A 14,451-nucleotide genomic window follows, 5' to 3' on the forward strand; every position below is an offset into this window, starting at 1 on the left:
TCTCCACCTCGTCCGCGTCTGCGTCGATGAACGGGGCGATCTCCGCCGACTCGATGACAGCACCTTCGTCCGAAACGTCGTCTTCGACGACTCCGGAGGAAAAGCCGACGTGATCGATCGAATGTTCGAGGACGTTCCGGCGGATACGTCGCGCGACAAACAGATGGTTTCGTCGCTGCTCCACGAGGCCATCCCACCGTCGTTCGTCCGCCTCGAGACGCCGAACGGAGAGAACGTCGTCACGAAAGTGATGAACCTCGACATTGAGACGAACAAGCACGACTTGCTCGTCTCGCTCGGCCGTGTCGCTCAACAGGACGACTTTACCGACGACGACCTCGAGACGATGCTCGGCGCACTCGATACGCTCGCCGATCTCGAAGACATCGATGGCGCCGACGACTACGTCGAAGATCTACTGCTCTGAAACGAGCAAGTGACTGCCAGTAGTCATCCTGATTTACTTGAGGTTGGCGCGACTGATACGACGACATTCCAGGAACTGCATCAGATGCTACTCACTATGCGACGACTGATGTAGTAACGTTGTTCGAACTTGTAGACGAACAACCGCTTGGCGAGTAGTCCTCTCGCTTAACTGCGACTCCTACTATCCGAGCCAGTAGTTACCAGTGGTGTCCGATTAGCTATAACAGAGTGCGTCGACTGATCAGAGGTTATCAAGATACTGTCGACGCTGTTCCATCTTCTCTTGGTGGTTACGGCGATCATAATGCTTGTCCAATACTCCTTCAGAGACGTTGGCTCGATCACTGACTGCGATCATTGGCCAATCTTGATTCAGTGCATAAGTGATCCCGCCTCGACGGAACGCATGGGGACTCAAACTCGAGGGACATTCAAATGCCTGGTCATACGCAAGAGCAGGACATTCCTGAATATCTCGCCCATGGGGACACTCGTTGGTAGATACGCAGGGTCGCGTATACCGATAACAGTCCCCTCGAATTGTAGTAGTGTGGGCGCGACCATTCGGAGTGGGAAGGAGAAGCTTGCGCCCATGCTCATCAACTACTGAGGGGCGCTGATCACTAATCCAGTCATCTAGCAGTTCACAGATGTCTGTCGAGAGTGCGATGAATCGCTGACCCTCCTCTGCATTTTTGATCGGCGTCCCAGTTTCAGGTCGGTGGACGACCTCGAGGCACTGCTCGTTCGCATCGTAATCGGAGAGATCGAGCGCGCGGACCGCTCCGACACGCATCATCGTATGCCAGAGGAGAGACAGGGCGACGTGCGGCCGTGATGCGTACTCGTACTTCCGGAGGTACCCGAGAACGTCTTCAGCTCGGTCCTCTTCAATCATGATATCTCGAACATTATCATCGCCGCTCAGCGTTGGCGATCGCACCTTCGTATGGAGATCAGGTTCGACCCCATCGATGGATTCGAGCCACCTCACGAAGACGCGGATCGTATCCATCTGCGTCTTCTCTGAAGCCGGCGAGAGATCACCCTCTTCACGTCGCCAGAGCCGATATTCATGTAATAGTCGCCCGGTCAATTCGTTGAGATTCGTGATCTCTTTCTCCTGGCACCAGCGCACGAGGTGACCGATGCGTGAGCTGTGGGAGTACAGCGTTGCTTGAGTGACGTCGTTTTCACGGTCGGCTAAGTAGAGGTCGAGCGCTGTTTCTGGGTCGATCGGCTCGAGGTTCATCGTAACAACAGAGCATCCATCGGCAATTCCAAGGCTCCAGAACCCAACAGCGCTCTGGTACAGCTACAGCTCGTTACACTTTTTGTGAACTGATTTCTCCATCCTATCGGCGGCGTTGGCTTCGAACCGCTGTTGGGGAACACCGGGACACCCAACGCCGCCTTTGGATACGAGTACCATCTCCTCAGATGAAGCTCGTCTGTAGATTGATCCACTCGCCTCGGATGGCTCCATTCACGACCGGATCTCAACCGCCCGAAATAACCTTCCTCATGGGCTAAAAGGGAATTCGTACGAATATCGTACCCAAGCCTGTAGCGCCCATTCGAAAACAACGCGGTTCTCGACTAATCCTAATCGCTCCGTAGATATATCAATAGTCGAATTCTCAGCCTTTTCGGCGTTCGGGCGACGGCGACCGAAATCTGATACCAGTTCGGAACTGGTTGCGGACCGCCACCTCATGCGATTCTCATCGCAAACACGGGGTGGTCGGCGTGACGGTCCCGGAATGGCCGTCGGTCGATCACTCAACCTGTCGTCACTGTGGAGCCCATGTCACGGACCGGTTCCGTCGCGTCTTCGGTGACGACGGTGATTGGGCCCACCGCTGTGACGACTACGATGCCTACGCGCGATTGAGTCGCGGCTCCGCTGCAGGCATCGACGTTTCGGTTCCGGACCCGGAGACATGGCCCGGCCGTCACGGCGGTGAGGCCGATGCGTGACGAGTCCGTTCCCGCGAACCGACTGTACGATGTCGGGAGTCGGACGCCCATCGCCTATCCCACCCATCAAGCGACCGATGAGGATGTTCGTCGCGCTCTCGCCGATCGAGACGTTCGCGCCGACGGTGGACAGCCCTCGAGCAGTACGGAACGCGGAGCGTTTCTTCGGAAGAGATGCGACGGGAAGGAGTTGCACCTTCGGCACACCCGTGGAACGGGCGCGTGTTACGCTACACCACCGTCGCACAGCTTGCACTTGGCCTCTTATCGACGCAATTCGAATAAGATAGGCCTTGAAATAGCCGACCGTTCATCGAGTTCGGGCACTGATAGAACAGACGGTGGTTCGCGATGAGCCGCCTCGTCGAATCCGACGAGTACGAGCGGTGCGGTGACCGAATCGACGCGCTTCGGCGGTTCTGTCCCGACTGTACGCGCGCTGTTCGGAACGCTCGGGAGGGGCCACTATGAGTTCTCGGGCGACGGAAGCCGATCGGTAGAACCCACTCCCGCGGACACGATACGAGATGGAGATTCCACTACTGGGATGTCAAGAGCGGCTTAGATTCGGCCGAACTCTCGACCAATTCAAGTTTTCTAATCAACATGAACCTGTGGGGTTCAGATTGATACTAGAACATGGTCCAAATCACACTCTCATGGCCGTTGGCGGTGTTGCTTGCTCTCCTCGGTGCCGCATGGATCTATTCCGATGGTCAAAAGCGGGATATGGAGTCTGCCGATATGTGGGCTGTCGGGTTCTTTATCGGGATGTTTATCCCTCCCATCATCGGCGCAGTAATTGTCGGTGTAGCGTCCCTCTGGAAACGGAAACCGAGGAAAGGTTCCCCACAGCCTGTTGAGCACTACCGATAGCACGCACAATCACCGGACGCTGGTTAAGCGAGCGAATGAAGCAGTTGAAAACTACAAGTTCGAGCGCTCACTAGACCGATCCTGTCGTGGAATACCCTGATGTGCTCCCAACCCCCCGGGTCTCGATCGCACGCTGTCGATGGAATTACATACCAGAGATCAGAACCGTATCGTGTATGCCCTCCAACACGTGGACCCGACTCGCTCGTTCGACTCCAGGGGAATCATGAACGAACGCCGGAATCGGCAGATCAGTGGCGTCGTCGGGGCGTTTCTGGTCCTCATCGCCGCCGCCCTCTTGTTGCTCTCGGCTCCCTTCCTCGAGGCACCGGTGGAGTTCGGGCAGGCGCTCGTGTTCGGATTGGCCGGCGTGTCCGACATCGTGGCAGCGACCGATACCCGACTCACCAACCGCTGGGCGTGGTACCAATGGAGCGGGCTCGGGAACATCCTGCTCGGGCTTGCGTTCCCGCTCACGTTCGCCGATAACGGCCTACTGCTGTTGCTCGTCGTAACCGCCGTCGGCGGCCTCTCGCTCGTGATTATGGGCGTCGACATGCTCGTGTATCACGGGCAGTATACTCGAGAGAAGCGACTCGACCGCAACGGTGTCTGATCGGAGCGGTTGCAGTTATCCGTCCGCTCTCAGCGGCCGCTCGAGTCGCGGCGGACAGTCGGGCCGCCGACGGCGGTCGTCTCAGTGCCGTCTCGAAACCACTACCACCAGACGCCGCAGTCGGGACTCGGCCCGTGAGCACGGCTCGAGCGCAGGACGTTCTTTTCGAGAAAGATGGTCGCTACCAGCACGTTGTCCCTAGCGTGAGCCGAGCGTTTAGTCCTCGCCCGCGAGCCACGACTCGAGGCGGGAAACGATGATATCGGCGATGGCCTCGCTGATGCGGTCGGGCGAGTCGGAGAGGTCCCAGACGTAGTCGCCGCCCTGCGTAACGGTGACCCAGTCGACGTACTCGCGGCGATCCAACTCGAGCAGGAGGTCCTCGAAGACGGACTCGTTGAGACGACAGCCCAGCGCGTCCTCGATGGAGTCGGCAAGTTGCGGGGTCGTCGCGACGATGGCGTCCTCAAGGGCGGTGTCGATGATTGCGGGACCGGCCGTCGGCGTCGACGGGGATGGCGGTCGATCGGTCATGTTCGGACACTGGTTGTGCACGTGGTAGTAATAGGTCTGGTGGTAGTCACGGATCCACGACGGTAACGGATCGATACCTATTGGAACGCTGTCGATAACGCCCGACGACCGGGATGACGGTTTCGACGAGGACTCGAGCAGGTTGTATACGCCGGCGGCAGGGGAGCGCACGCCGTCTCCAGCCAGTTCTACTCACGGTGCTGGCTCGTCAGTCGGACCAAGCATGACGATGACGAACTCGAGGGCCACCGGTCGCCAAATCCTGCGATCAGAAGGTGTCCTGAGGAGCCGCTCCTCGCGCGTGTCGCTGGCTGCGTCTCCGGCGTGTCTGCCGAACTGAGGACGCCCGTTACGTCTCGGGCAGTTCGTTGATAATGACGACGGCTTCGCCGTCGATGACCGTTGCTTCGTCCTCGCCGACGACGGTCGTGTGCAGCCGGTAGCGGTCGCCGCCGAGGTCTTCGACGATCTCGCACTCGGCGGTGACTGTCTCGCCGATCTGGACCGGTCCCGTGAACTCGAGGTCCTGTGAGAGGTAGACCGTGACGCCGGGGAAGCGGGCCAGTGCGGCGCTGATCGTACCGGCGACGAGCGTGCCGTGGGCGATCCGGCCGCCGAACTGGGTCGCCGCGGCGAAATCGGACTCGAGGTGGAGCCGGTTGGTGTCACCGGAGACCTGTGCGAACGCGGTTACGTCGGTGTCCGCGATCGGCTTACTGAAGCGGACGTAGTCGCCGACGCCGAGCGAGTCGTAGTCGTCGGTCGAGCGCTCCATGACCCAAGTCTCGTCGCCGAACGCGACTTCGGCTGTCGCCGGCGCGGTCGTCGTCTCACCTTCCGATTCGGCCGTGGGTGCCTCGCTCGCCGCGGAGCCAAGGCCCATCGCCGCGAGAAGCGCGTTGTTGGCCTCGACGTAGCTGTTGACGACGTGTTTCGAGATGTTGGTCCACTGGTCGGTCGCTGGCGTGGCGTCTGCGCTATCGGTGTCCGGACATTGGCTACTCATAGCGTTGGATGTGGAAAGCTACCATTCGACGGGTTCTAACGGTTCCGGCTCCGAGTACCACGGTCGCCGCCTTTGTGGTATCGCCAAATCACGTTGGGACAGTGACACCGATTGTCGATCTCGGCGACGATCGGTGCAGGCAGTCCGAGCCGAAACTGGTGGGACGGGGCTACGTCGCGGGCAGGGCTGCGAGGAAATCGGCCGCCGCCGAGTTAAACGCCCGCGGTCGGTCCTGATTGACGAGGTGGCCCGAATCAGCGAGTTCCAGCCGATCGCCGTCGGCGACCGCCGAGGCGATCTGGCGGCCCTGTCGCTTGACCAGCGGGGCCTCCTGTTCGCCGTGGACCACGAGCGTCGGGGTCTCGAGACCGGTCAGTTCGGGCGGCTCGTACCGGTAGAGCGCGTCGAAGATCTTGCGGAACTCCGCCGACGGGATGTCGCCGACGTCTTCGATCGCCGCGGCCCTGGTCTCGGGGTCGACCGACAGCCACCGCTCGCCGGTCGTCGCCTGAATCGACTGCAACATCGATCGGAAAGTCCCTTTCGACCCGGACACCGACAGCGATGCCGACATCGCCGGCAGCGGCGACCAGAACGCCTTCATCCCTGCCGGCAATTCCACCGGCGGCATCGATCGCACTGCGCCGCCCAAAATCACTCCCGCCGCGCCGTCGGGATGGCGATCGACGTACTCTTGGACGACCATCGATCCCAGCGAGAGCCCACAGAGGATGGGCCGCTCGATCTCGAGTTCCGAGAACAGGGCCTCGAGGTCGTCCGTAAAGAGACCGATCGAGTACCGATCCGGCTCCGTCGCGCCGGTGTCGCCATGGCCCCGCACGTCGAGCGTGACGACCTGGTAGTCGTCGGCGAAGTGCTCAACCTGTGGCTCCCACGCGGTGCCGTTCATCCAGCCGCCGTGGACGAACACCAGCGGCGGGCCCGTCCCGCTCGTCTCGTAGTGAATGGTCCCGTCCGCGAGTTCGAGTGCTGCCATACGCTCACTGGGGCCTGGGCGCTCTTAGAACGAGCGGTTGCCCTCACACGGCGTGAAACTCACTCGAGTTGATTCGACCCCGAACCGATCGACGCGGTTCGTTTCGCGTCACGACAGTCGGCAGGTTGCTCCCGCCCACCGACCCGCAGTCAGTCCTCGCGGCTGGCGGTGGCCTCGGTCCCGACCCAGCGGTCCCAGAACGATTCGAACTCCGACTCGTCCTCGGTGAGCCGGTTCCACTCCGCGAGGCCGCGTTCCTCGCGGGTGCCCGGAATCGTGTTGTCGAGGACGAGCGCCGCGAGCCCGCCGACGGCCATCCCGGTCGAGCCGATGATGAAGACGGTGTCGACGACGGCCTGTGCGGCGGCTTCGATCGGCCCCGCAGCGGCCGTCCCCGCGACACCGAGCGCGGCGAGCAGCGAGTCGATTCCGGCTTCGAGGCCGACTGACTCCCGGAACGCGATCGTGCTCTCGAAGTTGCCCATGTACGCCGGGATCGCCAGCCCGACGAAGAGTGCAAAGCCGATGACGAAGGTGTTCCGCGAGGAGTCGAGATCGACGTGGCGCAGGTTCGAGATCCCGACGGCGACGATCTGGCCGAACATGGCGATGAAGAGGCCGCCGACGATCGGGTCTGGAATCGTCGCGATCAGCTGACCGAAGTAGCCGATGAAGCCGACGAACAGCATGATCACGGCCCCGATCTTGACGACGTATCTCGAGGCGACCCCGGTCAGCCCGATCGCGCCGATGTTTTCGGAGTAGGAAGTCGAGCCGGCGGTGCCCATCACGCCCGAGAAGACGTTCATGAGCCCCTCCATCCCGATGCCGTGATTGATTCGCTTCCCGCTCGGTGCGCCGGAACCGGTGATGTTCGCCACGGCGTAGTAGTCGCCGATGCTCTCGACGATCGACGCCAGCACCCCGGCGAACATCCCGACGACGAAGGCGGTCGTCACCTGCGGGATCCCCCACTGGAAGGGGTAGATCGGCATCAGTGCCCGAGTGTCCGTGACCTGTCCGAGCTCGATGTATCCCGGATGCCCCCCACCGATCACGCCGAGTACCGACAGTGTGGCGGCGACGACCCACGCGATGACGAGTGCCAGAATAACCGGATACAGGCGAAAGGCCCTGTGTTTGACGTCGAGATACTGCGAGAACAGCAGAATGAGTCCGAGCGTGAGCCCGAGCAGCCACCAGCTCTGGTCGGGGGTCGTGATCTGCGATGCGTTGAACAGCGACAGGCCGATCAGCGCGATCGTGGGCGCGATGACGACCGGCGAGAGGTATCGTCGGAGTTTCCCGACCAGTCCGAAATACCCCATCGCGACTTCGACGACCGCGGCGACGATGATCGCTCCCTGTAACTGCAACAGCGCCGCCTCCCAACTCGGTTGCCCGGAGACGCCGCCTGCGGTCACGACGCCGACGATCGCCAGCGCCGGCGCGAGCATGGAAAACGGCGCACCCTGGACGATCGGGTATCGGTTCCCGAACGTCGTCTGGGCGAGCGTCGCGATCCCGGAGACGACGAAGAACGTCCCGATAAATCGCGCGGTCACGCCGGGTGGCATTCCCATCGCGTCGGCCAATATCAGCGGCACCGCGATGTTCGCGCCCACCATCGTCAGGTAGTGCTGAACCCCCAGTACCATCGATTCGCCGACCGGCGGCTGTTCGTCGATCCCGTATTCGATATCGTCACCGACGGACTCGTCGGCGACTGGCTCGTCCCCCGTCATCGATTCTCGTCGGATAACGACCGAGGGTGTTCAAAGGGGTGTTGGTCCGTCCCCGCTCCCGTCCGATCGCTCGAGAAGCTACCGCTGTCGCTGTGTCTCGTCGGCCGCCCGCTCGGCGGCCGCCCGTACCGTGTCGACCGACAGCGAGGCGAGGTCGACCAGTTCGCCCTCGGTCTCGCCGGCGACCAGTTCCGAGAGCCCGGCCCGAGAGTCGTCGCCCGCGTCGACGACGGCCACCCGAGTATCGCTGGCCGCCAGCGCTCGAGCCGCGGTTCGGGTCGCCTCGGTCGGGCTCCCGTCGGCGACGTTCGCCCGGCCGTCCGTGACGAGGACGACCACCGAGGCGTCGGTTTCGGCCCGCTCGAGCACTCGTCTCGAGGTCTCGAGGCCGGCCGGTAGCGGTGTGCGGTCGCCCGAGGGGAGGTTTTTGAGATGGCGGGCGGCCAGCGAGACGCTGTCGGTCGGCGGGAGCAAGACGTCGGCGTCTTCGCCCGCAAACGCCACGAACGCGACCTGATCGCGCTGTTCGTAGCTGTCGCGCAGCAACTCGAGGACGACGCCTTTCGCAGTCCGCATCGCCGGCCGCATCGAGGCGCTGGCGTCGACGGCGAAGACGATCGTCACCGATGTCTCGCCGGTGCGAACCGATTGCCGGAGATCCTGCTCCTCGACGCGGGATTCGCCCCGAGAGGCGGCCGATCGAACCGACGCCGCGGCATCGATCGAGCCCTCGCCCGAGGCGGGTTCGGTGCGGACCCGAGCGCCCCGGTTGTCCGTACTCGGTGCCGTGCTCGCCCGGGACCCGGTCGCCGTCGCGTTCCCGCTGTGTTCGGCCGTCGGCGTCTCGAGGTCCGGTGCCCGCGCCTCGCCGATACCCGCTCGCTGCTGGCCGGGAACCAGCGGTTGAGCGGTTTCGTCGTCCCCGTCGCCTCCGCCGTTCTCGGGCGATTCGTCCGATTCCGACTCCCGCTCGCTCGAGTCGTCGTCCGGCCCGCCGTCGCCGGTCTCGGCGGGCGACTGGTTCGCCGACGCCGGTCGCTCGCCGTCGTCGGGTCGGCGTTCGGGACTCGAGTTGTCACCCGGTTCGGACTCGTCGCTTTCGGAATTCTCCGCGTCACTTGAGCCGTCACCATCCGCGCTCCCATCATCCTCGCTGCCGTCATCGTGTTCGTTCCCGTCGCCGGGTTCCGGTTCGGCTTCCTCGTCCGTACCGTCCTCACCGTCATCCGCGTCGCTCTCACCGTCTCCGTTTCCCTCGTCGGGCGACTCCTCGTCGAACCGGTCCTCGAGCAGGTCGTCCAGATCCGGTTCGTCCTCGAAGGGCGTGCTCCGGAGGCGATGGGGAAGGGCGTAGGTCGCGGCCTCGTGGATATCGGACTCGATGACCGTCTCGCGGCCCTCGAGCGCGGCCAGCGTCATGGCGGTCCGCGCCGTCGCCACGTCACCGCGATGACCGTCGACGCCGGCCTCGAGACAGAGTTCGGCGATCTCTTCTTTGAACTCGGCGGGGAGCGAGACGCTCGAGCGACGGTCTCGAGCGGCGGCCAGATCGTCGCGAAGGGTGTCGACCTCCTGGGCGTACTCCGTTCGCGGATCGGCTGTGCCGTCATCGCCAGCGCCGCCATCGGCCTCGAGTGCGCGGTCGATGATCTCCACGCGGTCGTCGATCTCCCGGCAGCCCTCGACGCTGGCCTGCAGGGCGAAGCGGTCCCGCAGTTGGGGTCGCAGATCGCCCTCTTCAGGGTTCATCGTCCCGATCAGGGTGAAGTCGGCGGGGTGGGAGACGCTGACGCCGTCCCGTTCGACGGTGTTGACGCCGCTCGCAGCCGAATCGAGGATGATGTCGACAAGGTGGTCGTCAAGCAGGTTGACCTCGTCGACGTAGAGGATACCGCGATTGGCCCGAGCCAGCAGGCCGGGATCGAAGTCGGCCTCGCCGGCTAAGGCGTCCTCGACCGAGAGGGTGCCGACGACCCGATCGCGGGTCGCACCGAGCGGGAGCGTGACGAGGGGAACCGGTCTCGTCTCGACCGGTAGATCGTCTGAATCGCGGTCGCGACAGTCGTCACACTGCAGGTCGGGGTCGTCGGGCGAACAGCCGTACGGGCAGTCCGCGACGGCTCGCTGCTCGGGCAGGAGATCGACGAGCGCCCGAACGGCGGTCGACTTCGCGGTTCCTTTCTCGCCGACGATCAGGGCCCCGTCGAGGCCGTCGTCGGCCGCGACGGCGAGCAACACGCGCTTTAACTCGTCCTGTCCGACGATCGCCGGAAAGGGGAGTGACGATAGCTTTTTGCCCCCGGCGTTTGCAACCATATTTGAGCTAATACAACAGAGGTTTAAAAGTACGATGACACGGATCGGGATCTACACCGCGACGGAGAACGAACTCGGCTCGATCGGCCGGGCCGCACAGCGCCTCGAGGGCGTCGAGCTGGTCGTCCGCTCGGAGAGCGACCTCGAGGACGAGGCCGACGTCGAGGAGTTCGTCGAGGAATTGCACGACGCCGCGGCGGCGATCTTCTGGCTGCACGGGGCCGAAGACAGCATGCCGGGCTACGACTACGCGACGGGCGCACTCGAGGAGGCCGGCGTCCCGCTGGTCGTCAAGGCGACCGGCGACGCATTTGCGTTCGAGGATACGACGGTCTCGACCGAGCACCGCGATCTGACCTACGACTATCTGGAGAAGGGCGGGACGATCAACGTCGCGAACCTGTGTCGCTTCCTCGCGGCCGAGTACGAGGGCCGCGATATCGACTACGACGAGCCGACCGAACTCCCCACTGAGGGCGTCTACCATCCCGACCATCCGGGCATCGAGTACGAGGACTTACTCGCGACCCACGACCCGGACAAGCCGACGGTCGCGGTCTGGTTCTACGAGTCCCACTGGACCCACGAGAACACCCGGTACGTCGACGCGCAGGTCCGTGCGCTCGAGGAACAGGGGGCGAACGCCCTGCCGATCTTCTGTAACCCGGCAACGGATACGGACGAACAGGAAGACGCCGAATGGGTCACTGACAACTGGCTCTTGGACGAGGCGGGCGAACCGATCGTCGACGCCGTGCTCTCTTCGTTTATGTTCTCTCTCTCGATGGACGAGCGCGGCCGCAGCGCCGACGACGAGGGCAGTTCCGCCGAAGACGTCTTCCTCGACCGCCTCGGGGTGCCGGTCCTGCAGACGGTCACGACGATGCGTTCCCGATCCCGGTACGAGTCCAGCGACACGGGCGTCATGGGCTTCGAACTGGCTCTCTCGGTCGCGCTGCCGGAGTTCGACGGCAACGTCATCACCCACCCGATCTCGGGCAAGGAACGCACCGACGACAAGGCCGGCATCGGCTCCGCGCCGAAACACCACTTCCCGATCGAGGACCGGATCGACCACGCCACGCGGCTCGCGGTCAACTGGGCCGAACTGCGCCACACGCCCAACGAGGACAAGCAGGTCGCCGTCGTCCTCCACAACTACCCGCCGAGCGACGACGGGATCGGCACTGCGTTCGGCCTCGATTCGCCCGAATCGACCGTGAATCTGCTCGAGGAACTCGAGGCTCGCGGCTACGATCTGGGTGACGAGATGCCCGAGGACGGCCAGACGCTGGTCGAGAAACTCACTGCTCAACTCACCCTCGAGGACCGCTGGGTCGCGCCGGAGGACGTTCGCGATCTCTCGGTCGACGTCGTCTCACCGGATACCTACGAGGAGTGGTTCGCCGACGCCGACGAGCGGTTCCAGGAGAACATCATCGAGGAGTGGGGCGAGGTCCCCGACCGCCCGTTCGCGATTCCGGGCGTCGAGTTCGGCAACGTGCTCGTCACCGTCCAGCCTCCGCGTGGATTCGGGATGGACCCTTCGAAGGTCTACCACGACTCGAACCTCCAGCCGCCACACGACTACTTCGCCTTCTACGGCTGGCTCCGGAACGCGTTCGAGACCGACGCTGTCGTCCATCTGGGAACTCACGGAAGCCTCGAGTGGCTCCCCGGGAAGACCGTCGGGCTGAACGGCGAGAGCGCGCCGGATCAGCTGATCGACGACATCCCGAACGTCTACCCCTACATCGTCAACAACCCCGGCGAGGGGACGCAGGCCAAGCGCCGCTCGTATGCGGCGATCGTCGACTACCTGACCCCCGTCATGCGGAACGCGGGCACCTACGACGAGTTATCCGAACTCGAGGAACTCGCGAACCAGTACCGAGAGGCCGGGATGGAAGACGCCCGCGCCGACGATGGGCAGCACCTCGCGGACCTTATGCGCGAGAAAGTCGCGGAACTCGATCTCGCCGTCGAGCTCGGTATCACCGGCACAATCGACGAGAAGGCCGATGTTCGCGGTCCCGACGAGGCCGGTTCGACCCTCGCTGAGGGCGACGTAGCTGGCGACGAGGTCGACATCGATGAACTGGTCGAACGAATCCACGAGTATCTCACGGACGTGAAGACGACCCAGATCCGGCTCGGGCTGCACACCATGTCCGAGCCGCCGGAGGGCGAGCGCCTGACCGAGTATCTGGTCGCGCTCACCCGACTCGAGAATCCCGGCGCGCCGAGCCTGCGCGAGAGCGTGGCGGGCGCGCTGGGTGTGGATTACGAGAAAATGCTCGAGTCGCCCGGCGAGTACGCCGAGGACCTCGGGATGACCTACGCCGAGGCGGCCGACGAGGTCTACGAGACCAGCGTCGCCCTGATCGAGACGCTCGCCGAACACGACTTCGACATCCCGGTCTCGGAGCGCGAGGCCGGCCCCGACGATGAGGTGAACATGAATCTGCTCGTGGTCGACCTCGAGACGATCGGCGACGGGCGCGCGAAGTCGGGTGCTCACAACGACCTGCGGAAGGCCCTGGCCTACATCTGCGAGGAGGCCCAGCCCCGCGTGCAGGGGGCCGAAGACGAGATCCCCCGGACCGCGGACGCCCTCTCGGGCGAGTACGTACCGCCGGGCGGCTCGGGTGCGCCGACCCGTGGCGGCGTCGACCTGCTGCCGACCGCGCGGAACTTCTACACGCTGGACCCGCGGAAGGTACCCGCAAAGGCCGCGTGGCAGGTCGGCAGCGAGGTCGCGGAGGGCGTCCTCGAGCGCCACCACGCCGAAAACGACGAGTACCCAGAAGAGATCGGCGTGGTCGCGTGGGGGACCCCGACGGTGCGCACCCGCGGCGAGACCATCGCACAGGTGCTGGCGATGATGGGCGTCGAACCGCAGTGGACCGACGCCGGCCGGATCGACGACGTCGAACCGATCCCGCTCGAGGAACTCGATCGGCCGCGGGTCGACGTGACGACGCGCGTCTCCGGCCTCTTCCGGGACGCCTTCCCGGCCGCGGCAGGGGTCATCCACGACGCCGTCGACGCGGTCGTCGACCTCGACGAACCGCACGAGATGAACTACGTGAAGAAACACGTCGAGGAGGAGCAGGCGGAACTCGAGGCCGAAGCAGGCCTCGACAAATCCGACGCCCGCAAGGCCGCGAAACACCGCGTGTTCACGACCCGCCCCGGCGGGTACGGTGCCGGGACGAACAAGGCCGTCGACGAGGGCAACTGGGACGACCGCTCGGACCTCGCCGAGGTCTACGTCCAGTGGGGCGGCTACGCGATGGGATCGCGGGGCCGTGTCTCGGACGCCCACGACGCCTTCGAGCGCCGCCTCTCGAGCGTCGACGCGACGGTCAAGATCGAGGACACGATGGAGCAGGACGAGTTCGACTCCTCGGACTGGTACGCCTTCCACGGTGGCTTCATCTCCGCCGTGTCCGAGATCTCGGGCGCGGAGCCGGCCTCCTACGTCGGCGACTCCTCGGACCCGGACAACGTCGATGTCTACACGAACGAGGAGAAGGTCCGCAAGGCGATGCGCTCGCGCGTGTTGAATCCCGACTGGCTCGAGTCCATGGAGGACCACGGCTACAAGGGCGCGGGTGATCTCTCGACAACGGTCGACGTAACCCTCGGCTGGGACGCGACCACCGGCGTCGTCTCGGACACGCTCTGGGCGGAAGTCGCCGAGAAGTTCGCCTTCGACGAGGAGCGCCAGGACTGGATGCGCAACGTGAACCCGTGGGCGCTCGAGTCGATTACGGATACCCTGCTCGAGGCCGTTGATCGCGACCTCTGGGACGCCGACGACGAGACGGTCGACCGACTGCGCGATCTCAATCTCGAGGTCGAGGGCGACCTCGAAGCGCGGACGACTAACGATGCGGTGGGCGCGGAGGTATCGACCGATGACTGACGACGGGAGCGAACGGGTTCG

At 64.0% G+C, this 14,451-nt stretch carries 10 protein-coding genes; 4 read left to right on the top strand and 6 right to left on the bottom strand.

What is annotated here, in order from left to right:
• Positions 1 to 109: 109 nt before the first annotated feature.
• Entirely contained in the window at positions 110 to 427 is a 318-nt protein-coding gene (locus C489_RS22510) for a hypothetical protein (RefSeq protein ID WP_239642028.1), read from the top strand.
• A gap of 243 nt (positions 428 to 670) precedes the next feature.
• Here C489_RS22510 and C489_RS03340 read toward each other — a convergent pair whose 3' ends face one another.
• A complete protein-coding gene (locus C489_RS03340; protein WP_006429728.1) occupies positions 671 to 1,681 on the bottom strand; it encodes a tyrosine-type recombinase/integrase in 1,011 nt (336 codons plus the stop codon).
• A 488-nt stretch (positions 1,682 to 2,169) separates the two neighbouring features.
• On the opposite strand from C489_RS03340, the gene C489_RS22515 reads away from it, so the two are divergent.
• Positions 2,170 to 2,409 (top strand): DUF7563 family protein, encoded by a 240-nt coding sequence (locus C489_RS22515; protein WP_083902754.1) that lies wholly within the window; start codon positions 2,170 to 2,172, stop codon positions 2,407 to 2,409.
• Positions 2,410 to 3,511: 1,102 nt separating this feature from the next.
• The gene (locus tag C489_RS03355) at positions 3,512 to 3,901 is read left to right on the top strand and encodes a hypothetical protein (protein WP_006429730.1); all 390 of its coding nucleotides are present in this window, start codon (positions 3,512 to 3,514) and stop codon (positions 3,899 to 3,901) included.
• A 216-nt stretch (positions 3,902 to 4,117) separates the two neighbouring features.
• On the opposite strand, the gene C489_RS03360 is transcribed toward C489_RS03355, so the two are convergent.
• From C489_RS03360 to C489_RS03380, 5 genes are all read right to left on the bottom strand, one after another.
• Positions 4,118 to 4,435, bottom strand: coding sequence for a hypothetical protein (locus C489_RS03360; RefSeq protein ID WP_006429731.1), 318 nt, complete (start codon positions 4,433 to 4,435; stop codon positions 4,118 to 4,120).
• A 349-nt stretch (positions 4,436 to 4,784) separates the two neighbouring features.
• The gene (locus C489_RS03365; RefSeq protein WP_006429732.1) at positions 4,785 to 5,441 is read right to left on the bottom strand and encodes a MaoC family dehydratase; all 657 of its coding nucleotides are present in this window, start codon (positions 5,439 to 5,441) and stop codon (positions 4,785 to 4,787) included.
• Between the two features lie 169 nt (positions 5,442 to 5,610).
• Positions 5,611 to 6,438 (bottom strand): alpha/beta fold hydrolase, encoded by an 828-nt coding sequence (locus tag C489_RS03370; RefSeq protein ID WP_006429733.1) that lies wholly within the window; start codon positions 6,436 to 6,438, stop codon positions 5,611 to 5,613.
• Positions 6,439 to 6,587: 149 nt separating this feature from the next.
• Positions 6,588 to 8,183: a uracil-xanthine permease family protein gene (locus C489_RS03375; protein ID WP_006429734.1), complete on the bottom strand. Its 1,596-nt coding sequence runs from the start codon at positions 8,181 to 8,183 to the stop codon at positions 6,588 to 6,590.
• A gap of 78 nt (positions 8,184 to 8,261) precedes the next feature.
• Entirely contained in the window at positions 8,262 to 10,499 is a 2,238-nt protein-coding gene (locus C489_RS03380) for a VWA domain-containing protein (protein WP_006429735.1), read from the bottom strand.
• Between the two features lie 34 nt (positions 10,500 to 10,533).
• Here C489_RS03380 and cobN point away from each other — a divergent pair, with 34 nt between their 5' ends.
• The gene (cobN, locus tag C489_RS03385; RefSeq protein ID WP_006429736.1) at positions 10,534 to 14,430 is read left to right on the top strand and encodes a cobaltochelatase subunit CobN; all 3,897 of its coding nucleotides are present in this window, start codon (positions 10,534 to 10,536) and stop codon (positions 14,428 to 14,430) included.
• Positions 14,431 to 14,451 lie beyond the last annotated feature (21 nt).

It is taken from the genome of Natrinema versiforme JCM 10478 (genome assembly GCF_000337195.1).
GTDB lineage: Archaea > Halobacteriota > Halobacteria > Halobacteriales > Natrialbaceae > Natrinema > Natrinema versiforme.

Bases quoted from the DNA above. Each gene is read 5' to 3' on its own strand.
- C489_RS03380 (WP_006429735.1), bottom strand. From the start codon at position 10,499: ATGGTTGCAAACGCCGGGGGCAAAAAGCTATCGTCACTCCCCTTTCCG.
- C489_RS03355 (WP_006429730.1), top strand. From the start codon at position 3,512: ATGAACGAACGCCGGAATCGGCAGATCAGTGGCGTCGTCGGGGCGTTT.
- C489_RS03340 (WP_006429728.1), bottom strand. From the start codon at position 1,681: ATGAACCTCGAGCCGATCGACCCAGAAACAGCGCTCGACCTCTACTTA.
- C489_RS03360 (WP_006429731.1), bottom strand. From the start codon at position 4,435: ATGACCGATCGACCGCCATCCCCGTCGACGCCGACGGCCGGTCCCGCA.
- C489_RS03375 (WP_006429734.1), bottom strand. From the start codon at position 8,183: ATGACGGGGGACGAGCCAGTCGCCGACGAGTCCGTCGGTGACGATATC.
- C489_RS03370 (WP_006429733.1), bottom strand. From the start codon at position 6,438: ATGGCAGCACTCGAACTCGCGGACGGGACCATTCACTACGAGACGAGC.
- C489_RS03365 (WP_006429732.1), bottom strand. From the start codon at position 5,441: ATGAGTAGCCAATGTCCGGACACCGATAGCGCAGACGCCACGCCAGCG.
- cobN (WP_006429736.1), top strand. From the start codon at position 10,534: ATGACACGGATCGGGATCTACACCGCGACGGAGAACGAACTCGGCTCG.